The 23,346-nt window shown below is 39.6% G+C and carries 19 protein-coding genes and 1 tRNA gene; 10 read left to right on the forward strand and 10 right to left on the reverse strand.

Features of this window, described 5'->3' with window-relative positions; translation table 11 throughout:
* Nucleotides 1-22 precede the first annotated feature (22 nt).
* A tRNA-Phe gene (locus tag CWC16_RS15845) sits at nucleotides 23-98 on the reverse strand.
* A 338-nt stretch (nucleotides 99-436) separates the two neighbouring features.
* Between CWC16_RS15845 and CWC16_RS15850 the strand changes: the two genes are divergently transcribed.
* Nucleotides 437-3,211 carry a hybrid sensor histidine kinase/response regulator gene (locus tag CWC16_RS15850; RefSeq protein WP_138542205.1) on the forward strand — a complete coding sequence of 925 codons (2,775 nt, stop codon included), beginning with the start codon at nucleotides 437-439 and terminating at the stop codon, nucleotides 3,209-3,211.
* A gap of 50 nt (nucleotides 3,212-3,261) precedes the next feature.
* Here the strand turns inward: CWC16_RS15850 and CWC16_RS15855 are convergent, their stop codons facing one another.
* Entirely contained in the window at nucleotides 3,262-3,534 is a 273-nt protein-coding gene (locus tag CWC16_RS15855; protein WP_004587535.1) for an oxidative damage protection protein, read from the reverse strand.
* A 33-nt stretch (nucleotides 3,535-3,567) separates the two neighbouring features.
* Nucleotides 3,568-4,629, reverse strand: a complete 1,062-nt coding sequence (gene mutY, locus CWC16_RS15860) for an A/G-specific adenine glycosylase (protein ID WP_138542206.1) — start codon at nucleotides 4,627-4,629, stop codon at nucleotides 3,568-3,570.
* Nucleotides 4,630-4,790: 161 nt separating this feature from the next.
* On the opposite strand from mutY, the gene trmB reads away from it, so the two are divergent.
* From trmB to arcA, 4 genes are all read left to right on the forward strand, one after another.
* On the forward strand, nucleotides 4,791-5,516 hold the full coding sequence (gene trmB / locus CWC16_RS15865) for a tRNA (guanosine(46)-N7)-methyltransferase TrmB (protein WP_055016536.1): 726 nt from the start codon (nucleotides 4,791-4,793) through the stop codon (nucleotides 5,514-5,516).
* A 44-nt stretch (nucleotides 5,517-5,560) separates the two neighbouring features.
* Nucleotides 5,561-6,586, forward strand: a complete 1,026-nt coding sequence (locus tag CWC16_RS15870; RefSeq protein WP_138542207.1) for a methyltransferase — start codon at nucleotides 5,561-5,563, stop codon at nucleotides 6,584-6,586.
* Between the two features lie 153 nt (nucleotides 6,587-6,739).
* Nucleotides 6,740-8,344: a HAMP domain-containing sensor histidine kinase gene (locus CWC16_RS15875; RefSeq protein WP_138542208.1), complete on the forward strand. Its 1,605-nt coding sequence runs from the start codon at nucleotides 6,740-6,742 to the stop codon at nucleotides 8,342-8,344.
* A 490-nt stretch (nucleotides 8,345-8,834) separates the two neighbouring features.
* Entirely contained in the window at nucleotides 8,835-9,551 is a 717-nt protein-coding gene (arcA, locus tag CWC16_RS15880) for a two-component system response regulator ArcA (RefSeq protein WP_004587530.1), read from the forward strand.
* 14 nt (nucleotides 9,552-9,565) lie between these two features.
* Here arcA and arcB read toward each other — a convergent pair whose 3' ends face one another.
* A complete protein-coding gene (arcB, locus tag CWC16_RS15885) occupies nucleotides 9,566-11,884 on the reverse strand; it encodes an aerobic respiration two-component sensor histidine kinase ArcB (protein ID WP_138542209.1) in 2,319 nt (772 codons plus the stop codon).
* Nucleotides 11,885-12,110: 226 nt separating this feature from the next.
* Here arcB and folE2 point away from each other — a divergent pair, with 226 nt between their 5' ends.
* The 4 genes from folE2 (at nucleotide 12,111) to CWC16_RS15905 (ending at nucleotide 15,512) form a co-directional block, all read left to right on the forward strand.
* The gene (folE2, locus tag CWC16_RS15890; RefSeq protein WP_138542210.1) at nucleotides 12,111-13,031 is read left to right on the forward strand and encodes a GTP cyclohydrolase FolE2; all 921 of its coding nucleotides are present in this window, start codon (nucleotides 12,111-12,113) and stop codon (nucleotides 13,029-13,031) included.
* Between the two features lie 115 nt (nucleotides 13,032-13,146).
* Nucleotides 13,147-13,740 (forward strand): DUF2726 domain-containing protein, encoded by a 594-nt coding sequence (locus tag CWC16_RS15895; protein WP_055016541.1) that lies wholly within the window; start codon nucleotides 13,147-13,149, stop codon nucleotides 13,738-13,740.
* Nucleotides 13,741-13,859: 119 nt separating this feature from the next.
* On the forward strand, nucleotides 13,860-14,567 hold the full coding sequence (gene mtnN / locus CWC16_RS15900) for a 5'-methylthioadenosine/S-adenosylhomocysteine nucleosidase (RefSeq protein ID WP_004587526.1): 708 nt from the start codon (nucleotides 13,860-13,862) through the stop codon (nucleotides 14,565-14,567).
* Nucleotides 14,568-15,512 (forward strand): cobalamin biosynthesis protein CobD/CbiB, encoded by a 945-nt coding sequence (locus CWC16_RS15905; protein ID WP_138542211.1) that lies wholly within the window; start codon nucleotides 14,568-14,570, stop codon nucleotides 15,510-15,512.
* A 56-nt stretch (nucleotides 15,513-15,568) separates the two neighbouring features.
* Here the strand turns inward: CWC16_RS15905 and tyrS are convergent, their stop codons facing one another.
* Complete coding sequence (tyrS, locus tag CWC16_RS15910) at nucleotides 15,569-16,768, reverse strand: tyrosine--tRNA ligase (RefSeq protein ID WP_138542212.1); 1,200 nt, start codon at nucleotides 16,766-16,768, stop codon at nucleotides 15,569-15,571.
* Between the two features lie 379 nt (nucleotides 16,769-17,147).
* Here tyrS and CWC16_RS15915 point away from each other — a divergent pair, with 379 nt between their 5' ends.
* The gene (locus CWC16_RS15915) at nucleotides 17,148-18,461 is read left to right on the forward strand and encodes a peptidoglycan DD-metalloendopeptidase family protein (protein WP_138542213.1); all 1,314 of its coding nucleotides are present in this window, start codon (nucleotides 17,148-17,150) and stop codon (nucleotides 18,459-18,461) included.
* A gap of 74 nt (nucleotides 18,462-18,535) precedes the next feature.
* Here CWC16_RS15915 and CWC16_RS19900 read toward each other — a convergent pair whose 3' ends face one another.
* The 5 genes from CWC16_RS19900 to CWC16_RS15935 all read right to left on the reverse strand — a co-directional run bounded on the left by CWC16_RS19900 (nucleotide 18,536) and on the right by CWC16_RS15935 (nucleotide 23,011).
* Complete coding sequence (locus CWC16_RS19900; RefSeq protein ID WP_162838354.1) at nucleotides 18,536-18,712, reverse strand: hypothetical protein; 177 nt, start codon at nucleotides 18,710-18,712, stop codon at nucleotides 18,536-18,538.
* A gap of 13 nt (nucleotides 18,713-18,725) precedes the next feature.
* Nucleotides 18,726-19,697 (reverse strand): aldo/keto reductase, encoded by a 972-nt coding sequence (locus tag CWC16_RS15920; RefSeq protein ID WP_138542214.1) that lies wholly within the window; start codon nucleotides 19,695-19,697, stop codon nucleotides 18,726-18,728.
* Between the two features lie 138 nt (nucleotides 19,698-19,835).
* Complete coding sequence (locus tag CWC16_RS15925; protein WP_138542215.1) at nucleotides 19,836-20,966, reverse strand: sodium ion-translocating decarboxylase subunit beta; 1,131 nt, start codon at nucleotides 20,964-20,966, stop codon at nucleotides 19,836-19,838.
* Between the two features lie 11 nt (nucleotides 20,967-20,977).
* Nucleotides 20,978-22,756, reverse strand: coding sequence for a sodium-extruding oxaloacetate decarboxylase subunit alpha (gene oadA, locus CWC16_RS15930; RefSeq protein ID WP_055016548.1), 1,779 nt, complete (start codon nucleotides 22,754-22,756; stop codon nucleotides 20,978-20,980).
* A gap of 9 nt (nucleotides 22,757-22,765) precedes the next feature.
* Nucleotides 22,766-23,011, reverse strand: coding sequence for an OadG family protein (locus CWC16_RS15935; protein WP_055018682.1), 246 nt, complete (start codon nucleotides 23,009-23,011; stop codon nucleotides 22,766-22,768).
* Nucleotides 23,012-23,346: the final 335 nt, after the last annotated feature.

Consider the following 23,346-nt stretch of genomic DNA (forward strand, 5'->3'; position numbering starts at 1 on the left):
AGATTGAGAACTTAAAGTAAAATGGTGCCTCGACCCGGAATCGAACCAGGGACACGAGGATTTTCAATCCTCTGCTCTACCAACTGAGCTATCGAGGCACTTATACAGTGCTGATTAAAAATAACAAAGTATTTTTAATGCAATTCCCACTCAGCGTTATCGACTGAGCCATTTGGGCGTGCGGCGTATTAAACGAGTTTTGCCCTTACAAGTCAACTTTTTTTTTACTCTTTATAACTGTTTGAACGGTTTTCACACAACAATGCAAGTTTTTATATACTAATGTTTATTTATCCAGCAAAAAATTACGAAAAACCTTAATTTAATCAATTAAACCAGACTAAAAACGTAGTGAATTATTTTACGTAAATGATACGATTACTTTGGAAATGCGGTAAGGGCTTATCGTAATAACAAATACCAATGGGAACAATCAATGCAGAGTAAATTCTCTTCGCCTGTGAAAGGCTTACTGCCGCTTTTTTTAATAATTAATATTGCAGTAACAGCGCTTGCTATTGTTGCCTTCGCGTTTTATTCGCAAAACACACAACCTACACCAGCAGCCAAACAAAAAGTAAGTATTACGCAACTTGCACAGCAACTTGATTTACCAATGGTAGATGCACTTACTATGTATGGGCAAGGTAAGGTTCGTCAGCTACTTGAACTTACCTCAATATTAGATGATGAGTTTGAATATACGCTTTATCGCTTTAATGCCACCTCAGAAACCCAACTTGTATATAGCAGCACTAAACCCGCTATCGAGTCTAAAAAAGTAAATGAGCATTTAACTGAGCAAGGCGTATTACACCATATATTACTATTAAACGACCAACCCATTGGTGAACTAATAATAAAACAGCAGTTACCAGCGGTGCCTTTAACGCAGCAAGACTCGCAAGTAATAGCCTATATTATTGCAATTGTGAGCGTGTTTGCCTTATTTGCATTAGCCTTACTATTTAATACCTATATAAATACCCGCTTGCGTAAAAGCAGCCATTTATTAAATGAAGAACTGCAAGCAATTACTGAAAATGGCAATTACGAAAGTAAAGTAAGTGAAAAACTAGATTTAGGCTTATCTGGCGTTGCTAAAAACATTAATTTACTGCTTGGTAAAGTTAACTCAGTAATGTCTGAAAAAGAGGCTGCGCAAAAGGAGCTACAAAAATTACAAACTGGCCTTGAGAGTGAAGTACAGCAAAGAACGATTGCATTAGAGCAAGCTACATTAAAGGCACAGCGCGCTAGCGAAACCAAAACCACCTTTTTAGCCACTATGAGCCATGAAATCCGCACGCCTATGAACGGCGTAATTGGCACTATTGATTTATTAAGACAAACAGAGCTTGATGGTGCGCAGCATCGCTTAAGTACCATTATCCGTGAGTCAGCGTTTTCATTACTGAGTATTTTGGATGACATTTTAGACTTTTCAAAAATTGAAGCGGGTAAACTAAATATCGACCCTACGCCTTTTTCTGTTACCGATACAATTGAAGAGGTAGCTCGGGTACTTTCATCTGTTGCTAAAAAACGTCAATTAGATTTAGAGCTTTCTATTGCACCAGATATTCCTACCAATCTAACTGGCGATACAATCCGAGTTCGCCAAGTGCTGTATAACCTATGCAGTAATGCAATTAAGTTCACCAGCACCGATGACAAACGCCAAGGTCATGTAAAAATATCGGTAGAGGTCGCTCATAATACAGCGGATCATTTTACGCTACGTTTTTGTGTAACCGATAACGGCAAGGGCATGACCCAGGCGCAGCTGCGAGAAATATTTAATCCGTTTGTACAAGCAGAAAACTCAATTACCCGCGAATACGGTGGGACAGGTTTAGGGCTTTCGATTTGTAAAAGTTTAACAGAGCTTATGCTCGGTACTATTAATGTAACGAGCCATGCGGGTATTGGTAGCGAGTTTACCGTTGAGCTGCCATTTGGTACCTCTGGAAAAATTAAATACGCACATAAAAATGCACTCAATGGTAAACACGTTGTGGTTGTAAGTAACCATTTAGAACGTGAAAAAGCGATGTACCGCTATTTATCGTTTATGGGCGCTAAAATTACTTACGTGCACGATCAACAAGAAATAGAAGCACAACAAGAGCACCGCGATATTATATGGGTTGTTGATGGCATAGACGATATGGAAAGGGTTAACTCTTTATTACGTCGTCTTATATACTCGCTTGAAGATAACAACCAGCAAGTTGTGGTGTTAAGTAAGCTTGATGAAGCTGCTATAAACCATAAAAATGTATTTTATATAAATGCTTCCCCGCTTTGTAAGTCTAACTTTATGATGTCGATTTTGGTGTCAGCTGGTTTGCATCAGCCTAAGCAAGTCAAAAAAACAAAAACACTCAACAATTATTTAAATGTTGAACAAGCACGCGATGCAAATAAACTCATTTTACTAGTAGAAGACAACCTACTAAACCAGCAAGTGTTAACTGATCAACTGCACATTTTAGGCTATGGCGTGGAAGTAGCTAACAATGGTGAAGAAGGCTTAGATATGTGGCGTCAAAACAATTACTCGCTCATATTAACCGACTTACACATGCCAAAAATGTCGGGATACGACATGGTTGAAAAAATTCGTGATGAAGCAGAGTTATTAGAGTCTATAGACTCACAGCCTTATATTATTGCCGTTACCGCCAATGCGCTTAAAGGTGAAAAAGAACGTTGCCTTGCTGTTGGTATTAATGATTTTATTACTAAGCCTATAGAGCTTAATGCCCTAGAAGATACCTTAAAGCGTTGGTATGACAAACATAACAAAGACCAAACTGTTGTCATTCATCAAAAACCTGCTATGCCCATTAATATGGATGCGGTATCCACTTATGTAAATGGCGACGAAGCCAAGCAAATACGCTTTTTCAAAATGTTTTTGGAGCAAAGCCAAAGCTTAATTAAAAGCATTAATTCGGGTGTTATGGTTAATGACAGAGATGAGATCAGTGATGCCTGTCATCAACTTAAGTCTATTTCTAAAACAATTGGTGCTGAGGCTGTAGCACAATGTGCACAAGAGTTTGAAGAAAAGTGTAAAAATGCAGAGCTTGATACTGATGAGCTAATCGCACAAAGAGACACCCTTGAGATTGAATACTCTAAAGCCGCACAGTTTTTAAAAGAACAAGTACGCTCAGCAAGCACTGATGAGGAAACGCTCTAGAATATAGCTATAAAAAAGGGCTAATTAGCCCTTTTTTTGTATCTGTACTTTTATTTTTCTGGCGGTCGATAACCTTCAATTTCTACGTCTTTGTCTTCAAACAAAAAACCAACCATTTGCTCTTCTAAAAACGTACGGTGCTCTGGGTCCATCATATTTAAATGCTTTTCGTTAATTAGCATTGTTTGCTTGTGCTGCCACTGGCCCCATGCTTCTTTAGAGATATTATTAAAAATTTTCTCGCCTAGTTCACCAGGGTATAACTGAAATCCAAGCCCTTCGGCTTCTTTTTGTAACTTTTGACAAAATACTGTACGTGCCATAATTGACTCTCTTAAGCGCTAAATGTAAATAGTTTAACCTATTGAGCTCATTTGTTTAACCAACTTTTTAGTTGGTGCGGCTAAACCCACCTCTATTGATTGATCGAGTGGATACCACACGAGCTGTTTATCATTTACTACATCCGGTACGCTATCAATATTAAGAACATACGGGTTTATTGTTAGCTCAAAATGCGAAAACACATGAGTAAAAGGCGTTAACTCTTCCAGCTCGGTTTTTAAGCCTTGCTGATTTAAAAATAACACCATTTCGCTGTATTCGTTAAACTCAAAAAAGCCAAATAAACCGCCCCAAATACCGCTACTTGGGCGTTTTTCCATTAAAACTTTCTCGTCATGTTGAATAATTAATTGATGACAACTTTTTTTAGGAACCACTTTTTTAGGTTTAGAATGAGGGAACTCTTTAACTTTTCCTGCGTTAAACGCACCGCAATCGCTATTTAGTGGGCATGCTTGGCAGTCAAAGCGACTGCGCGAGCAAAGGCTGGCGCCCAAGTCCATCATGGCTTGGTTAAACTCAGTCACATTGTTTTTAGGGGTTAACTGGGTAGATAAATGCCAAAGTTGGTTTTCTACTTTTTTTACCCCATACCACCCTTCAATCATAAAGTATCGGGCAAGCACTCGCTTTACATTGCCATCTAAAATAGGGTGGTGCTGTCCAAGCGACAGCGATAATACGGCACCGGCCGTAGAGCGCCCTATTCCGGGTAAATCCATGACTTCGTCTAGTGTAGTTGGAAATTTACCTTGGTATTTATCTCGCACTATTTTGGCCGTTTTATGTAAGTTACGTGCCCGTGCGTAGTAACCTAAGCCAGTCCAATGATGCAGCACTAAATCTTCGTCTGCATTTGCTAAAGTAACGATATCTGGGAAGCTTGCCATAAACTTTTCAAAATATGGAATAACCGTAACAACTTGCGTTTGCTGTAACATTACTTCCGACACCCACACTTTATAAGGTGTTTTAGCTAATTGCCAAGGCAGTGTTTTACGCCCATAAAGGTGATACCAATCAACCACTCGGTTAGCAAACTTGTCTGACTGCTGTTTATTTAAATCCAACATATACTACTTTTACTCATGCTCAATAGCGGCTCAGTCTATTGCAGTTAATAAAAAGATCAAGCGATGAAGGCGCTATAACACGCTAATACTTGTGATTAGCTGCGTGGTCAGGGATAATACGCAACCATTTTTAAACACATTGTTTTTGTCAGGCCAATAATATGAGTGAATCAAGTAACAACAACCTTGAGCAAGCTAAGCAAGAAGGTAAGTATATCCGCACAATTCGCAGTTTTGTAAAACGCGAGGGCCGCTTAACTAAAGGCCAAGCTGCCGCAATTGAAAAGTGCTGGCCAACTATGGGGCTTGAGCATAAAAACGGCCTACTCGACTTAGCCCAAGTATTTGGCAATAACAATGATGTAGTATTAGAAATTGGTTTTGGTATGGGCAAGTCATTAGTTGAAATGGCAAAAAATGCACCACACCTAAACTTTATTGGTATTGAAGTACATCGCCCAGGCGTTGGCGCATGTTTAATGGACGCTGATGAAGCCGGAGTTACTAATTTACGTGTATTTGAACACGATGCAGTAGAAGTACTCGCGGACTGCATTGCAGATGAAAGCTTAACAACGCTGCAATTATTCTTCCCAGATCCATGGCATAAAAAGCGCCATCATAAACGCCGTATAGTGCAAACAGAATTTGCTGAAAAACTGCGTAGCAAATTAAAAATTGGTGGTGTTTTTCATATGGCTACTGACTGGGAAAACTACGCTGAGCACATGCTAGAAGTTATGCAAGCAGCGCCTGGCTATAAAAATCAGTCATCTACCAACGACTACGTACCGCGCCCAGATTCGCGCCCACTAACTAAGTTTGAACAGCGCGGCCACCGTTTAGGCCATGGCGTGTGGGACTTAATGTTTGAGCGCACAAAGTAATCCACACCTTTTACTAATCAATAATTTGTAAGGCAAAGCCATTTATGAGCGTATTAACCAACCCAAGTTTACTGTTACTTCGTAATAGCGAGGAACTAGTGGGAAAATCTATCTTGGTGGTCAACTTTGTTCAAGATGGCTTTTTAGCAGAGCTAAAACAACTAAATCCTCAAAGTACCATCACCGCATTTAGTTATAACCATGCTAATGGGGAATTTGCTAAAAGAGTAGATGGCGTAAACGTGTGTGTTCATCATGAAATAGATGCCAACGATTATGATTTAGTCATTCTTTATTACCCAAAATCAAAGCCTGAAGTATTAATGGCCCTTGATAATATTCGCGCCGTTATTAACGAAGAAGCACAGCTACTTGTTGTGGGCGAAAATAAAAGTGGCGTTAAATCGATAGAAAAACAGCTCGCGGGCAAAGCAGGTTATAGTAATAAAATCGACTCTGCCAAGCATTGCATTTTATTCTCATTTGAGCAACTAGAGACAACCACTGCGTTTGACATCAGCCGCTACCATAAAACGTTTACCGTAAATGTAGCTGGTGTAGAGTTTGATGCGATCAGTGTTCCAGGGGTTTTTAACCACGGCGCTTTAGATGCTGGTACAAAAATGTTATTAGAAAATGCCCCTACCACTAAACAAGGTAATGTACTGGATTTTGGTTGTGGTGCAGGCTTGATTGCTACTTTTTTAGGTATTAAAAATCCAGCACTTATTTTTACCTGCAGCGATGTAAGCGCACTTGCAACTTATGCAACTGAACAATCATTAAAGCTTAATAATATTAAAGGCAGCACCATTTTAAGTGATGGCTTAAAAAATATTAGCGGCAAGTTTGATTTAATAGTAAGTAACCCACCGTTTCACACTGGTATCGCGACTGACTACACAATTGCTGAAGCATTTTTATCAAATGCTAAACAGCATTTAACCAAAGCTGGTAAGCTATCCATAGTGGCTAATAGCTTTTTAAAATACCCACCTATCTTAGAAGCGCAATTTGGTAGCTTCCATACTGTGTACAAAAATAATAAATTTGCCGTTTACAGTAGCTAACTAATTACACTTATTAGGCTAAGTGTAATTAACACTTAGCCTAACTTTCGAATAAATATCAGAATTAATTTCACGATTTCCCTTCACTTTCTTCGGTTTTTGCTAAACTAAAGTTCTAAATGTAAATATCCTTGCTTAGGCGATGCAGCAATAATGCCAAAAAAAGTACACCAAAAAAGTATTAGAAAAGCGCTGATCAACACCATCATGCTTATCACTGCTATTTGTTTAACATTATCAGTTTCGATTTCTACTTACATGGGTGTAAAAGAACAAAAGGAACTGATCATAAACAAGCTTGTGATCCTCTCTGATATTGTTGCGTTTGATGCATCGGGTTCACTAGTAAATGACGATAGAAAAACAGAAGAAAAACGCTTAAAGTCATTTGAAAAAATCCCCCTTGTAAAAAACATCCACATTTACGCCATAGAAAAAGTATCGAGCAAGCCTATGTTTTTTATTAGTTTTAATGCTAAAAAAACTCCGCCGGTGCCCTTGCGCGTAGACAGCATTGAAGAGTTAAAAGAGCCTAGAGTAACCAATAATTATATTGAGCTGATAACACCTGTACTTAACAATGAGCAAGTAGTTGGCTACGTTTATATGCGTGGCAGCCTAGAAAGCCTAGATGAATTTATAAAACAAAAAATAATCATAGATGTTTTCCTCACCCTATTCATATTATTTTTTGTGTACTTTATTGCCATAAACACCCAAAAAAGTATTGCAAACCCTATTGAGCATTTGAGTGGATTACTACAAGACGTTTCAAAAAACCACAACTACGATGTACGCGCCCCTGCGACTAAAGTAAAAGAGGTTACAGCCTTATCAAATAGCTTAAATATCATGCTTACACGTACGCGTAAGCAAATAGAGCGCCATGAAAAAGACAAACTAGAAATAAAGCAACTCAACCAAAGCTTAGAAGAAAAGGTAAATCAAAGAACAATAGCCCTGCGTGAGGCAAACCAAGAATTACTTTCAACCCTTGAGCGAATGCATCAATACCAAGAGCAAATAGTAGAAAACGAAAAAATGGCTTCGTTAGGACAAATGGTAGCTGGGGTGGCGCATGAGGTTAACACCCCTATAGGTTTAGGTATCACGGGTTCAACCTTATTGCGCGACAAACTTGCCGATGTTCAGCTTAGCTTTGATAATAAATCCCTTACTTCTAACCAATTAAAACGCTTTATAGACGAAGGTATTGAAAATCTTGATTTAATTTATCGAAACTTAAATCGAGCAGCCGACCTTATTTCTAACTTTAAAAAGGTAGCTGTAATTCAAGATGACGGGGTTAAAACCCATGTAAATATCCATAAATTAATATCTGACGTGTTAATGTCGATTCAATCAGAGTTGATAAAGTCCAAACCTAACGTTGTGATCAATTGCCCAAGTGACTTAACAATTGAAAGTAAATCAGAACCTCTACAACAAATATTTCAACAGCTTATTTTAAACTCAGCTATTCATGGGTTTGTGGGTAGTGAAAATAACGAAATCCAGTTTGATATAGAAATTACAGGTCCTCAAATAAAAATAATCTACACAGATAACGGTAAAGGCGTTGATAAAAATGTCAAAAATAGGATATTTGACCCATTTGTAACCTCTAAGCGCGGCCAAGGAGCCAGTGGATTAGGTATGCATTTGGTCTATAACCTTGTAACCCAAGCGCTAGGCGGGCATATACTGTATGACCTAGATGCAAAACCCGGCGTACGCTTTGTTATTACAATTCCATAAAAAGTGTTTAAAAAAAGAGTATTTATTTACGCTTTTTACTTGAATTACTATTTAATGACCTTATAGAGAGAGCATGTGATATTTCATGTTTAATTATTTAACTTGATCTAATAATTGGACGATACAATTTATGAACTTTATTGCTTTTGCAGTATCACATACATTGATGAAAGGTTATAAAATGATATAATTCCGTTTTGAATTTGCGCGATTATTTTTAGTACCTTTAAGTGATTGGTGGATGTATCAATTATTAAAGGAAATGGCTTCGTTTTCATAATTCAAAAAGCTGCATCCGTTATATATCATTAAACAGTAGTTTTTGCACAATGCCTTTTGGTTAGTTTGGAACACCCCTACTGTTTTATTTTTATCCAACTTGTTTTTTCTTGTTAACATTTGGGTATAATCCTATAATCTCTAGTAATCGAATTATTTAGTTAAAATTCGATTTTTTGTAAATAAAATATTCCAAAAAGGTTAATTAATAATGCAAACGCCAGTCATTCTAATCGTAGAGGATGAAGACGTAACTCGACTAAACCTCGTGAGTTTATTTGAAGCTGAAGGTTACAAAGTTATTGAAGCCATTGATGGCGATGATATGCATGACAAGCTTACAAATAATGATGACGTCAATCTTGTAGTTATGGACATCAACCTACCGGGTAAAAACGGGCTAATTTTAGCACGTGAATTACGCCAAAAACGCAAAGTCGGTTTAATCTTCTTAACCGGCCGTGATAACGACGTAGACCGTATTTTAGGTTTAGAAATTGGTGCTGATGATTACATCACTAAACCTTTTAACCCTCGTGAATTGACTATACGCGCTCGCAACTTAATTACTCGTACTGCGCTAGGCGGCGAAGAGTCAGTGCTTGAAACTAACGGTGTAATTACATTTAACGGTTGGGAGCTTGACGAAAATAGCCGTTGTTTAACATCACCAAATGGTGATGCTAAGCGTTTACCTAAAGGTGAATACCGCGCTCTTCGTTTAATGCTTGACTCTCCTGGGCGTATTTTTAGCCGTGAGCAACTTATTAAACATATGACTGGCCGCGAGCTTCGCGCTAATGACCGTACGGTAGATGTAACAATTCGTCGTATTCGTAAGCACTTCGAAAGTGATAATTCTACTTCTGAGCTAATCAGCACCATCCATGGTGAAGGTTACCGCTTTATTGGTAAAATAGACGCTTAATTAGAGTAAACCGTTTACTCTAATAATTTTAAAAACGAATGAAGGGCAATTTGTCCTTCATTTATTTTATCTGCAAGTATATCTAACCACTCTTTTAATACTTCATTTGATTCATCAAGCGCACCGTGTTCCATCTTTTTAGCATGTAACTGTACGTCGTTTAATCCTACAGAGCCCGCAGCACCTTTAAGCTTATGCGCCACCGATTTATACTCTTCCCTGTCGTTTTCATTTAACGCGCTTTGCAGCTCTTGCTGATATTGCGGGTTTAGTTTTTCAAACAAACCACTGCTGCGCTTAAATACTTCAAGCCCCATAGAGTTTACAAAGTCTTCAATGGTTTCAACATCAAGCACACCTGCATTAATGCCCTCAAGCGCTTCTTTACTTACCGTTAGCAGCGGTTTGTCTGATTCACTTTGTTGAATATCGAACAAATCAGCGAGCATCTTATCAAGCTTTATTGTATTAATTGGTTTAGCAAGCGCCCCTTGCACCGATATACCTTCTAGGTCTTCTTCGGCACTACGTACATTCGCGGTCAGCGCAACAATAGGTAATTTATCAAAGTGACTATCGGCACGTATTTGTCTTGCCACTTCATCACCATTTATATCGGGCAGTTGCATATCAAGTAGTACTAAATCAAGCTCGTCTTCGGTTTCTACAAACGAAAGTGCATCTTCACCCGTTTCGGCCCAAATCACCTCATGGCCGCGCTGCTCTAACAAGTTAGTCGCAATTTCGGCATTTAATGGCACATCCTCAACAAGTAATATGTATAAACTTCTACCTTCATAGCTTTGCTCGGTAGGCGCTACACATAAGCTAAGCGGTATATTTACGGTAAAACAGCTACCCTCACCTTCTTTACTCGTTACCGAAATAGTCCCCTTCATTGCACTCACTAACGCTTTGGTTACAGCTAAACCTATACCTGAACCAATCGCATTTTTACCGCTTAGGTCGGGCGCTTTGTAGTACATATCAAATATGCGCGAGAGTTGATCGTCTGGGATCCCTTGTCCTGTGTCTGATATTTTAAGTTCAAGCCATGGGCCATCACTTCGCTCTTCTCGGCTACATGTGAGCTTTACCTCGCCATGCTGGGTAAATTTAACGGCATTATTAATTAAGTTCCACACTACTTGGCGAAGACGCGTTGGGTCTAGGAGTGCATAAACATCCAATGTGCCGTTTCGCTCAATTGAAAACTCAAGCTCCTTTTGCTCCGCAATTAATCCAGCAAAGTTCACTACATCGTTTATAAAGTCTGAAACGTTGATTGAATCGGTTGCTATATCTAATTGTTCGCGGTCTATTTTGTCTAAATCTATAATATCGTTAAAAATATTACCTAACGTTTCAGCGCTCGAAAACACTGTATTACACCAACTACGCTGCTGTTTATTAAGCTCTGTATCAAGTAGCATTCGGGTTAAGCCTACAATGCCATTTAATGGTGTGCGCAGCTCATGGCTAAGCGTTGCTATAAACTTACCTTTATCCTTATAGGCTGTTTCAAGCGCTTGTGCGGCTTCTTTACGGCTAGTTATATCACGCCCGAACGCCAATAAACCTATGTAGTCCCCTTGATCGTTTATAAAGGGTAACTTACGCAGCTCAAACCAGCGGTTTTCGCCATTAACCATGTATTCAACGTCAATTGTAAGGGCTTGATGCGTTTGCTCTACTTGTTTATCGGTTCTGAGTACTTCTGCTAAAAAGTAGCTTGGAAAAATTTGCTCTACGGTTTTACCAATTAATTCGGCGCTGGTTTTGCCCATAACCTCTTCAAACATTTTATTACAGCCGGCAAACACACCATTGTTATCTCGGTAATAAAATAAATCGGGGGAAGAGTCGACAATAGAGCGAAGAAGCATGCCTTGTTGAGCAAGTTCTTGTTGAGTTTTTTTACGTTCCGCGATTTCACGGCGTAGCTCTTCAATAGCGCGATGCTTGGCATGAAACGCCATTTTTCGCTCATCTATCTCAATATTAAGGCGGTTAATATTATCTTTTAATGTTTGGTTTAATAGTTTTTCTTGTTTTGTGGCGCTGTCTAAATAAGCGTATGAGGCTTCTAACTGCCTAATCGAATTGAGTAAAATACTGATCATAAAAGGAGATACAACCGCGGTAAAAAATACCACAGCTAAAATATCTACTAAATTAACCTCACCCAGTGCCACATAATAAAACATACTCGACAATATAAGCGACACGCCTAATAAAAGCGCATAGCACATTGCCGCGGTTTTTAACTCACCAAAGCGGGTTATTAAACTAGAAAGTACTCGAGCCCAAGGGCTCAAAGAAGAATCGGTCATAGGTCAGTGTATCTCGTTACTAGGCATAAATAAAAAGTGCCTCTTAATAGTCAAACGCATAGTGCAGCAAATATTAGCATTTTTCTATTAGCTATATTCATGTTGTGCGACAAAAACAGAAAATTTTCATGTTTACTTTTGCCTACTTGTTAAACTCATCATTTCAGCAATAAATTATTTAGTGTAAAATGCTGCGCTTTATTATGATCAATAACGAGTAGCGCACATGCAAACCAACATGCCCGATATAGCTGATACGGCTCCCGCCTTACAAACAGGTAAGTTAGACTGGGTTGGTATGGGCGAGATAGAACTGCCATTTATTTTTGAGTCGAAAGATTTAGCACCCGTTACCGTTAATGCAAAAGCGCGTGCCTTTGTTAATTTGCATAAAGAAGACGCTAAAGGCATTCATATGTCGCGTTTATTTTTAGCGCTTGATTTACTCTCAACAGAGCAACAGGTTAACCCACAAACCTTAGCACAAGCACTCGATACCTTTATTACCAGCCATAAAGGCTTAAGTGACAAAGCCCAAATAGAGTTTAAATTTGAGCTCCCACTGCGACGTAAATCGTTACTAAGTGGAAAAGCGGGTTGGAAAAGCTACCCAATTACCCTAACCAGTACCATTGAAAATAGCGTAATTAATTTTGAGCTAAGCGTTGATGTTACTTACTCATCGACTTGCCCGTGCTCTGCAGCACTTGCTCGCCAGCTAATTCAAAATGCATTTAGCGAAAAATTCAGCCAAGAAACATTGAATCAAAAAGATGTATTAGACTGGTTAGGCACTACGCAAGGCATTGTAGCCACACCGCATTCACAACGCTCAATAGCAAACGTAAAAGTAAAGCTAGATAGCACCACTAGTGAGTTTGACGTAGTCAATTTAATTGATACTTTAGAGTCAGAGCTAAAAACGCCTGTACAAGCGGCAGTAAAACGCGAAGATGAGCAAGAGTTTGCCCGCCTTAACGGTCAAAATTTAATGTTTTGTGAAGACGCTGCTCGGAAAATTAAAGCGGTACTTGAGCATAATAATTATAGTGATTACTGGCTACAAATTAATCATTATGAATCACTTCATGCACATGATGCGGTTGCTATCGCCGTCAAAGGTATTGAGGGCGGCTACAAAGCCTAATATCAGCGCTGCATTAATACTAAATACATACGGTAATTAACGCATAACACCAAATTTTTAGGCACGTAAATTGCTTTGTTTGAGCAGTGTCAATTTGTTGTTATGGAGTTACCGTATGGAATTCGCTTTATTATCAATTTTAGTATTAGTGGTTGGGGCCTCTGTGGTTGCGTCAAAATTTAATGATGATGGCGGAAACCCGTATCCTTTTACCCGCAAACAAACCGTGTTTACACAGGTTGAGGGTGCATTTTTAAATCTTTTAGAGCGTGCGGTAGGCGATCAATATAAAATTGTAAGCCGCGTCAAACTTATCGATGTCATCGACTGTAAGCAAGGGCTATCTGCTAAATCAAAACGTGCAGCCTTAGCTAAAGCTAAAAATAAACAACTCGATTTTGTGCTAGTCGATAAAGAAAAAATGACGATAGTGGCTGCGGTCGATTTAGTTAATAATGCCAACAAAGATGGCCACAAAGCTCAGCGCGACTGGTTTGTAAACGGTGCTCTAGAGTCAGCAGGCATTCCACATATTCGTATGAAAGTAAAATCAGGCTACCGTCCTTCTGAGGTGCGCGATGCAATTATGTTTAAAATAGGCAAACCTGCCGTGCAATCGGCTCGCCCAACTCGTAATCGCGTCAGCAAACCTGCGGTATTGTCACCTTCTCAGGCTAAAGCGCAAACCACTGCCTTAGCCGAAATTTAAAATAGAATTAAATACTCTCCTAAAGGTATTTAAAGCGAGCCGTAAAACAGCTCGCTTTTTTGTTTTTTATTGCTAACTTCACGTATAATCTACGTATTCAAACTCAGGAATCAAACACTATGAATGTTGGTATTATTGGCGCAATGGAGCCAGAAGTTAAAATTTTACGTGAAGCAATGCAAAACCCACAAGTGCTAACTAAAGCAGGGTTTACTTTTTACACAGGCGAATTGGCTGGTAACACAGTAACGCTTGTGCAATCGGGTATTGGTAAAGTGGCGTCAACTATTGCAACCACGTTATTAATTGATAACTTTAATCCTGATTGTGTTATTAACACAGGCTCTGCCGGTGGCTTTGATCCTTCATTAAGTGTTGGCGATGTTGTTATTTCTTCAGAAGTACGTCATCACGATGTAGATGTAACTGCTTTTGGCTACGAAATTGGCCAAGTTCCACAAATGCCTGCAGGCTTTGCCGCACACCCAAAACTTGTTGAAGCTGCCGAGCAGACCATTGCCCAAATCAGCGAAGTAAAAACCTTAGTAGGCTTAATTTGTACCGGTGATTCATTTATGTGTGACCCTGTGCGTATTGATAAAGCTCGTAGCGACTTTCCAACAATGCTAGCTGTAGAAATGGAAGGTGCATCTATTGCGCAAACATGTTTTGCGCTTAATACCCCATTTGTTGTTATTCGTTCTATGTCTGACATTGCTGGAAAAGAGTCACCGCAGTCGTTTGAAGAATACCTAGAAACGGCATCAATCAACTCATCAAAAATGGTTGTTGCACTATTAGAAAAACTAACAAAAGTTACACTGTAAATGCTAAGCAATATTGTTCAAAACCATTTGGACTTTATTGCCTTTTTTGTAGCGCTCCTTGCTGAGCGCTTTTTCCCGTTAAAAAGCTGGTATCACCCTAATACAGTATTAACCGCTGTTTTTAGTGCGATAGGAAAACGGGTTTATAAACCACATGAGCCTAAAAACTACCTTTATTTAGCCGCCATTCTTGCCAGTACATTAGTTTTAAGCGTTATTCTTATTATTATTGTATTACTGCTTGAATTTGCCTTTTACCCTGAACTGCTCGCAGGTCTTATTTTATATTTGTGCCTTGAAAGCAAAGCGATTGAGAAAAAAGCCCTGCGTGTTGCCAAGCTCGTAAAACAAAACCAAAAATCTACCGCACGAGAACTTGTAAAGCCGCTGCTTGCCCGAGAGGTTAATAAGCTCTCAGCGCCAGGTATTATGAAAGCCTTAATTGAAAGCTTAATTTTACGCACAGCTCGCAATTACTTTACCGTTATATTTATATTTTTATTGCTTGGGCCAATTGGCGCTTTAGCGTATCGGCTCCTCACTTTAATACAGCAAGCGTGGCGCGCCGATATTTCACCTAATAGCCATTTTTTAAAACCGCTTAAAATACTTTTGTTTGTAATCGAATTTATCCCCGTACGCATACTTGCATTAACAATTGCCGCAAGCAAAGCCAGTAAACAAAGTATGCATTACATAAAGCACTATGGCAGACATTTTTATCAAACAAATACAGGGTGGATTTTAAGTGTGTGCTCCGCCTCTATGGGCGCACAGCTAGGCGGCCCTGCAGTTTATTTTGGTAAGCGCTTTAACAAAATGCGAATTGGTACTGATAGACTGCCATCTCCCGATGATGTGCCCGTAATAATTAATAGGTTAAATCAAGCGCGTGTATTTTGGCTGTTAGTCATTATCAGCATTGAAATTGTAAAGCTTATTTAGTTTTTTAACGCGCACAAAAAAACCAGCCTAAGCTGGTTTTTTAGTTTTAACTGCGCTTACGCAACAGTAATATTCGCAAACTTACGTTTACCTACTTGGTAAATAGCGGTTGTGCCTTTTGCTACCTCAAGCTTAGTATCAGTGATTTTATCCTCACCGTTAAGTTTTACTGCGCCCTGCTTAATCATGCGCATTGCTTCAGATGTACTGGCTACTAAATTAGCTTCTTTAAGTAAGTTAGCAATTAAAATACCCTCATCTGCAATGGTGATAGTCAGCTCAGGGATTTCATCTGGTAGCGCTTTTTTCTGAAAACGTTTGATAAAGTCATCGTGTGCAGCTTGTGCTGCTTCTTCACTGTGGAAACGGGCAATTAATTCTTTCGCCAATTCAATCTTAATATCACGCGGGTTAGTGCCCTGCTCTACGCGTTGTTTTTGCGCTGCAATTTCTTCGATTGATAAGCTGCTTAGTAAATCGTAATAACGCCACATAAGTACGTCACTAATCGACATTACTTTACCAAACATATCGTTTGGCGCATCCGTAATACCAATGTAATTACCTAGCGACTTAGACATTTTTTGAACGCCGTCTGTGCCTTCAAGCAATGGCATCATGAGTACTGTTTGCGGCTTTTGACCTTCTACTTTTTGAAGCTCGCGCCCCATTAAAAGGTTAAAACGCTGATCGGTACCACCAAGCTCTACGTCTGACTCAAGTGCAACCGAATCCCAACCTTGTACAAGTGGGTATAAAAACTCATGAATAGCAATGGGTTGACCGCTGCCATAACGCTTTTTAAAATCATCACGCTCTAGCATGCGCGCTACAGTTTGATTGGCAGCAAGTTTAATCATACCCGCAGCGCCTAGGTTTTCCATCCACTGAGAGTTAAAGGCAACCGTTGTTTTTTCAGGATCTAAAATCTTAAATACTTGCTCTTTATAAGTCTCTGCATTGGCAAGTACATCTTCACGAGTCAGTGGTTTACGTGTTACATTTTTGCCTGTCGGATCGCCAATCATGCCAGTAAAGTCACCAATTAAGAAAATAACCTCATGACCTAAATCTTGAAAGGTTTTCATTTTATTAATTAGTACAGTGTGACCTAAATGTAAATCTGGCGCGGTAGGATCGAAACCCGCTTTAATTTTTAACTTTTTGCCCGACTTTAGTTTTTCAACTAATTCGTCTTCAATTAATATCTCTTCTGCACCGCGTTTTATCTCTGCTAGAGCGGTTTGTAAATCCACTGTGTATTACTCCAAAATTCTGCCAACGAAGGGGCAACTAGATGACTTGCTACATAAGGGTTTAAAACAGATTTAAACCAAAAGCACTTATGTTGCTAACATAACAAATTTCTACCTAATTAAAACAATTTTTTATGCGAATAATGCAACTAAACTTAATAAACTTAGTCTTACTGTGCTAGGCAATTAGAAATGGTGTTTAAGTACTAATTTTAACGCACTTTAGAATCAGTTTAAATCGATAAACTTAAACAATCATAAATTGCTAATTTACTAACAATTGCGGGGCTTTTAGCTATATTTACTAGTATTCGTACCTTATTACGTATATCCTGCATTAATATCCATTTTATTTTCACGACAGCAGAAAAGGCACGTTATGGTTCACGTGGTTAACACGCTTCCCAAAAAACACAAATTGCTTATTCTAGGTTTGGTTTCTGCTATTGTTGGCTTAGCCTTTCTTCCTTCAGAAAAAGCGACTGCATCCAAAGACAATAGTGCAAATGCACTAGAAATTGGTAAGCGTTACGAGTTACAAGTTAAAGTTGAAGACAACGAAAAATTAACTGAATTAAATTCGCCAGAAGCAGCCGAAAAGCTGCCAGAATACGACTTAGTCGATCACCAAGTTAAAAACGGCGATAATTTAGCAATTATCTTCAAGCGTGCTGGTTTTTCAGCGCAAACCCTTCATAAGCTAATTAACACCAATGCTGAAACACGCAAACTAACTAAAATCCACCCAGGTGAAATACTGAGTTTTGCAACAGCAGAAAACGGCGATTTAGCGCAGCTTCGTTATGTTATTTCAAAAACAGATACTTTGTTTGTTACCTTAAATGACGAAGGTAATTACGACACATCAATAGATAGCAAAGAAATAGAAACACTGAGCAAAACAGCCGGTGGCGAAATTTCTAGCAGCTTTTGGACCTCAGCAATTGCGGCAGGCTTAAGCGAGCGCCAAATAATGAACTTTGCTGATATATTTGGTTGGGATGTGGATTTTGCCAACGATATTCGTAAGGGCGATCAGTTTGGGCTAATTTACGAGTCGCATTATGTTGATGGCGAGTTTATTGGCACTGGTAAAATCATTGCTGCAGAATTTATAAACCAAGGCCAACGTTATGCGGCTATTCGCCATACCGATGGAAACTTTTATACGCCTGAAGGCCGCAGCATGAAAAAAGCATTTTTACGTGCGCCGGTAAACTTTAAGTATATTAGCTCGAGCTTTAACCCACGTCGCTTACACCCAGTAACTGGGCAAGTAAGAGCACACCGTGGTATTGATTACGCAGCACGTACAGGTACACCGGTTGTAGCCTCAGGTAACGGTAAAGTAATTAAAGCAGGCTACAGTAAGTACAATGGTAACTACGTATTTATAAGCCACGGCACGCAGTATGTAACTAAGTACTTACACCTTAACAAAAAGCTTGTTAAAACAGGGCAAAAGGTTAAACAAGGTGAAAAAATTGGTACTGTGGGTGCTACCGGCCGTGTAACCGGCGCACACCTACACTACGAATTTTTAGTCAATGGTGTACACCGTAACCCTAAAACCGTTAAGTTACCTAAGTCTGAGCCGTTACCACGCTCTGAACTTGCTAAGTTTAAGCCTATTGCAGAAAACTTTATTGCACAGCTTGAACGCAATCGCGAACTACAGCTAGCACTTAAGTAACGTATAAGTTATAGATAATAAAAAAGCCTTTGCAGGTTTACCCTGTAAAGGCTTTTTGTATACGCTATAAACCATTAATACATCAGTACATAAATAAGCTGTACGACTAAAGAAACCATCACTAGTGGCCAAATATATTTGCTGTATTTAGTTGCGCCATCCAACCCCATTTTACCTTGGTACTTTTCAAGCAAAGGTATCAGCACTGCAAGAGCGACAAACAAGCAAATTAAAATAACAAATATATTCATTTCTAAACCTTATTTATGGTAACTCATGGCCTTTGGCGCTTACATACAATGCATACCAATGTTCGCGACTTAACTGCACGTTTAGCGCATCGCATGAAGCAGCAATACGCTCAACGTTCGTTGTGCCAATAATAGGTTGTATCATTGCAGGGTGGCGTAATAACCAAGCTAAAACAATCGCCTCAGGCGTAGTATCGTAAAGTGCAGCAAGCTTATTTACGAGTATGCTGGTATTTATATCGGCTTGCGATGCATTCGATAAATCCCCACCGGTGTATAGCCCTTGGCATAAACTTCCCCAGCTTTGTATTTGAATATCAAAATGGCGACAATACTCTACACTGCCCGGTGTAAAGTTAAGATCTTTTCCATCTGCATTACCGGCATACACGCCTTCATCAACAAATTGGTGTTTTTGTAAACTTGCTTCTATTTGGTTAGCCACAATAGGCATATCTAGGGCATGTTGTAAAAAGTTCATTTGATGCTGCTGCATGTTCGATACGGCAAAATTACGTACTTTGCCGCTTTCTTGTAGGCAGCTAAACACTTGAGCAATTTCTTCTACTTCCATTAGCGGATCAGGGCGATGAAGCATAAGCACATCGAGGTAATCGGTGTTTAAACGCTTAAGTGAGCCTTCAACTGATTCTTCAATCCACTTTGCCGAAAAGTCATAGCGCTTAGGGCCTTTATCATCTTCAAAGCGTATACCGCATTTAGATTGAATATACATATGCTCGCGCAGCTCTGGTCGTTCACCAAGTGCTTGGCCAAATACCTGCTCGGCTTTGCCAAAAGTATAAATATCGGCGTGATCAAAAAAATTAATACCGCCAGCTATGGCTGCATCAATACACTCGTGAGTTTGTTTTAAATGCTCTTTGGTTATGGCGTCTTTATTCCAACCGCCGCCTAGGCCCATACAGCCAAAAACGAGTCTACTAACATGAGGTAAATATTTTGCCAAAGGGGTGTTAAGCATGGTGACTATCCTTATTAGTGTGCATAGCCCTCACTGTAAACAAAAACACGGTTGCAAACAAACTTTAATATGCACTGTTTTATAGACATAAAAAAAGCGCAGTAAACTGCGCTAATCGGTTGGATTAAATCTTAAATACTAGCCAACAAGGGCCAGTAATATACCCGCGGCTACGGCACTTCCTAGCACCCCAGCTACGTTTGGCCCCATAGCATGCATAAGTAAAAAGTTATGTGGGTTATTCTCAAGCCCAACTTTGTTCACTACACGCGCCGCCATCGGTACTGCCGATACACCCGCAGCACCAATTAAAGGGTTAATAGGTGTTTTAGAGAGTTTGTTAAGGCCTTTTGCCATAAACACACCCGATGCTGTACCAATAGCAAAAGCAAGCGCACCCAGTACTAAAATACCAATGGTTTCTACTGTTAAAAAGTCATCTGCAGCAAGCTTAGAGCCAACCGCCAACCCTAAAAATATAGTCGTTATATTAATAATTTCGTTTTGGGCACTGTTACTCAGTCTATCTACAACACCCGACTCACGCATTAGATTACCCAAACAAAACATACCTACTAGCGGTATTGCTGCTGGTAAAAACATTGCTGTTGCAGTAAGTACCATAAGTGGAAAAATAATTTTTTCCTTTTTAGACACTTTACGCAGCTCTGGCATTTTAATTTGGCGCTCTTCTGGCGTTGTCAGTGCACGCATAATTGGTGGCTGAATAATTGGCACAAGTGCCATATATGAATAGGCAGCTACGGCTATTGCACCTAGTAAATCAGGAGCAAGCTTTGATGCTAAAAATATCGCCGTCGGACCATCAGCACCACCAATAATCGCAATAGCCGATGCATCTTGAAGCGTAAACTCAAAACCTGGAATAAAGTTAAGTAAAATTGCGCCAAATAAGGTCGCAAAAATACCAAACTGAGCTGCAGCTCCCAGTAATAACATGCGAGGATTTGCTATTAGCGCACTAAAGTCAGTTAGTGCACCAACCCCCATAAATATTAATAGCGGAAAAATACCGGAATCAATACCCACATAGTAAACTGAGTACAAAAGCCCACCAGGCTCTGATAGCCCTGCAACAGGAATATTAGTTAATATCGCGCCAAAGCCAATTGGCAATAAAAGCAGTGGCTCAAAGTTTTTAGCTATTGCTAAAAACAATAATAAACAGCCTACTGCAATCATTATCAAGCCAGGAAACGTAAAGTTAGCAATGCCGGTAGCATGCCAAAGGTTTAAAATACCTTCCATTAAAGCTACTCCTACGCCATCGCTATAATTGCATCGCCCGTTGTCACAGCATCACCTTCAGACACTAAGACCTCAGCCACAGTACCTGAGTGCATTGCACGAACTTCGGTTTCCATTTTCATTGCTTCCATAATAACAACCACATCGCCTTCGTTTACGGCTTGGCCTGCTTTTACTTTTACTTTAAAAATATTACCTGCTAATGGGGCATTCAGTGTTTCACCTGATGCAACCGATGCAGATTGTGGTAAATGCTCTGAGTCTTTAAGCGTTACCTCTTTAAGCTCGCCACCTTGCGCAACCACGACATCATACACTTTACCGTCAACTTTAACGCTGTATTGCTCAGCGCTAACACCTTTGTTACTTGCAGGTTTTGCAGCAGGCTTAGCGTTAGTGTCATCGGCGCTTGGCGCGGCTTCAAAGGCATCTGGGTTGTTACGGTTTTTAATAAACTTAAGGCCAACCTGTGGGAATAATGCATAGGTAAGCACATCATCTATTTGCTCATCAGCAAGTGTTAAACCTTGCTCTTGCGCTTCTTTTTGTAGCTCGGCTTCAAGCGATGCAAGTTCAGGGGCTATATTATCAGCAGGGCGGCACGTAATTACATCCTGACCATCAAGCACTCGCTCTTGCAACTCTTTGTTCATAGGTGCGGGTGTTAAACCATATTCGCCTTTTAAAACACCGGCGGTTTCTTTGGTAATTGTTTTATAACGCTCACCCGTAAGCACATTAAGTACTGCTTGTGTGCCTACAATTTGCGATGTTGGAGTAACTAACGGGATAAAACCTAAATCTTCACGCACGCGTGGGATCTCAAGCAATACTTCATTTAGCTTATCTGCTGCGCCTTGTTCTTTAAGTTGGTTTTCCATGTTGGTTAACATGCCACCAGGTACCTGCGCGAGTAAAATACGGCCATCAACACCTTTAAGGCTCCCCTCAAAGGCAGCGTACTTTTTACGTACATCTCTAAAGTAAGCGGCTATTTCTTCTAGCTGGTTTAAATCTAATTCAGTATCGCGTGCGGTTCCCTCAACAATTGCCACTATGGTTTCTGTCGCTGAATGACCATAAGTCATACTCATTGAAGAAATAGCGGTATCAAGCATATCAATGCCTGCATCGATGGCTTTTTGATACGTCGCTGTACTTAGTCCTGTCGTTGCATGGCACTGCATAGCAATAGGGATTGAGACCGTTTCTTTAAGCCCTTTAATAAGTTGCTCAGCATCGTAAGGTTTTAATAAGCCCGCCATATCTTTAATACAAATAGAGTGACAACCTAAATCTTCTAGCTGTTTTGCAAGGGTTAACCACATATCAAGCGTATGCACTGGGCTTACAGTATAAGAAATTGTACCTTGCGCGTGAGCACCTACTTTTACAGCCGCTTTGATTGCAGTTTCTAAGTTACGTACATCGTTCATGGCGTCAAAAATACGAAATACATCTACACCATTTTTGTGAGCTCGCTCTACAAACTTTTCTACCACGTCATCGGCGTAGTGGCGGTAACCCAATAAATTTTGTCCGCGTAATAGCATTTGCTGTTTAGTATTGGGCATTGCTTTTTTAAGGGCACGAATACGCTCCCACGGATCTTCACCTAAATAACGAATACACGAGTCAAATGTAGCGCCGCCCCACGACTCAATAGACCAATAACCGGCATCATCAAGTTTGCTAGCAATAGGTAGCATGTCATCTAAGCGCATACGAGTTGCAAGTAAAGACTGATGAGCATCGCGTAAAACAAGCTCTGTTAATTTTAATTTAGCCATGTGTGCCTCTTATTTATTATTTGATTTGTACTGAGCAATGGCAGCACTAATAGCAGCGATGTGCTCGCTTGGCACACCTTGAGATTTTAAAGATGGTGATTTAACCGGTATTGCAACTTCAGCCACATCAAAACGAGCAACCAAGTTAGACATAAGTGTTACAGCACCAATCAATATTGAAAGAAATATAAACACACCCACCATGCCGGTAAGCATCAAGCTACCTGCGGTTGTGAGAACAGCTCCTATATCCATTTTTCTCCCCCTGCACTATATAGCGATATAAAAAATCGCTTTATTTAAATAATTATTCACCAAATGATAACAAAACTTTTAACTTTGTCCACCACCTGTCAATTGGTAAAACCAATTAAAATTAAACTAACATACAGTCACAATAGTTAACATAGCTAATAAAGGGTAAAATTAGCTTAGATATAGATGATATAAATAACCGTTATAGGCAAAGATTATATGGTTAAATCCAAAACAACTTAAAAGTCATAAAAAATAGTAAGTTAAATAACAGCGAAAAACCCACTGTGGTTAAAAATGTAAATTGGTCTTACCAAGAAAGTAAGCGGCAGCAT

It is taken from the genome of Pseudoalteromonas sp. S3776, from assembly GCF_005886915.1.
Taxonomy (GTDB): domain Bacteria; phylum Pseudomonadota; class Gammaproteobacteria; order Enterobacterales; family Alteromonadaceae; genus Pseudoalteromonas.

Excerpts from the sequence above, each read along its gene's own strand:
- CWC16_RS15935 (WP_055018682.1), bottom strand. The coding sequence starts at position 23,011 with ATGGATATAGGAGCTGTTCTCACAACCGCAGGTAGCTTGATGCTTACC.
- oadA (WP_055016548.1), bottom strand. The coding sequence starts at position 22,756 with ATGGCTAAATTAAAATTAACAGAGCTTGTTTTACGCGATGCTCATCAG.
- mutY (WP_138542206.1), bottom strand. The coding sequence starts at position 4,629 with ATGTTGGATTTAAATAAACAGCAGTCAGACAAGTTTGCTAACCGAGTG.
- CWC16_RS15915 (WP_138542213.1), top strand. The coding sequence starts at position 17,148 with ATGGTTCACGTGGTTAACACGCTTCCCAAAAAACACAAATTGCTTATT.
- trmB (WP_055016536.1), top strand. The coding sequence starts at position 4,791 with ATGAGTGAATCAAGTAACAACAACCTTGAGCAAGCTAAGCAAGAAGGT.
- CWC16_RS15920 (WP_138542214.1), bottom strand. The coding sequence starts at position 19,697 with ATGCTTAACACCCCTTTGGCAAAATATTTACCTCATGTTAGTAGACTC.
- CWC16_RS15925 (WP_138542215.1), bottom strand. The coding sequence starts at position 20,966 with ATGGAAGGTATTTTAAACCTTTGGCATGCTACCGGCATTGCTAACTTT.
- CWC16_RS15850 (WP_138542205.1), top strand. The coding sequence starts at position 437 with ATGCAGAGTAAATTCTCTTCGCCTGTGAAAGGCTTACTGCCGCTTTTT.
- CWC16_RS15875 (WP_138542208.1), top strand. The coding sequence starts at position 6,740 with ATGCCAAAAAAAGTACACCAAAAAAGTATTAGAAAAGCGCTGATCAAC.
- CWC16_RS15870 (WP_138542207.1), top strand. The coding sequence starts at position 5,561 with ATGAGCGTATTAACCAACCCAAGTTTACTGTTACTTCGTAATAGCGAG.
- arcB (WP_138542209.1), bottom strand. The coding sequence starts at position 11,884 with ATGACCGATTCTTCTTTGAGCCCTTGGGCTCGAGTACTTTCTAGTTTA.
- CWC16_RS15855 (WP_004587535.1), bottom strand. The coding sequence starts at position 3,534 with ATGGCACGTACAGTATTTTGTCAAAAGTTACAAAAAGAAGCCGAAGGG.
- arcA (WP_004587530.1), top strand. The coding sequence starts at position 8,835 with ATGCAAACGCCAGTCATTCTAATCGTAGAGGATGAAGACGTAACTCGA.
- mtnN (WP_004587526.1), top strand. The coding sequence starts at position 13,860 with ATGAATGTTGGTATTATTGGCGCAATGGAGCCAGAAGTTAAAATTTTA.
- CWC16_RS15905 (WP_138542211.1), top strand. The coding sequence starts at position 14,568 with ATGCTAAGCAATATTGTTCAAAACCATTTGGACTTTATTGCCTTTTTT.
- CWC16_RS15895 (WP_055016541.1), top strand. The coding sequence starts at position 13,147 with ATGGAATTCGCTTTATTATCAATTTTAGTATTAGTGGTTGGGGCCTCT.
- folE2 (WP_138542210.1), top strand. The coding sequence starts at position 12,111 with ATGCAAACCAACATGCCCGATATAGCTGATACGGCTCCCGCCTTACAA.
- CWC16_RS19900 (WP_162838354.1), bottom strand. The coding sequence starts at position 18,712 with ATGAATATATTTGTTATTTTAATTTGCTTGTTTGTCGCTCTTGCAGTG.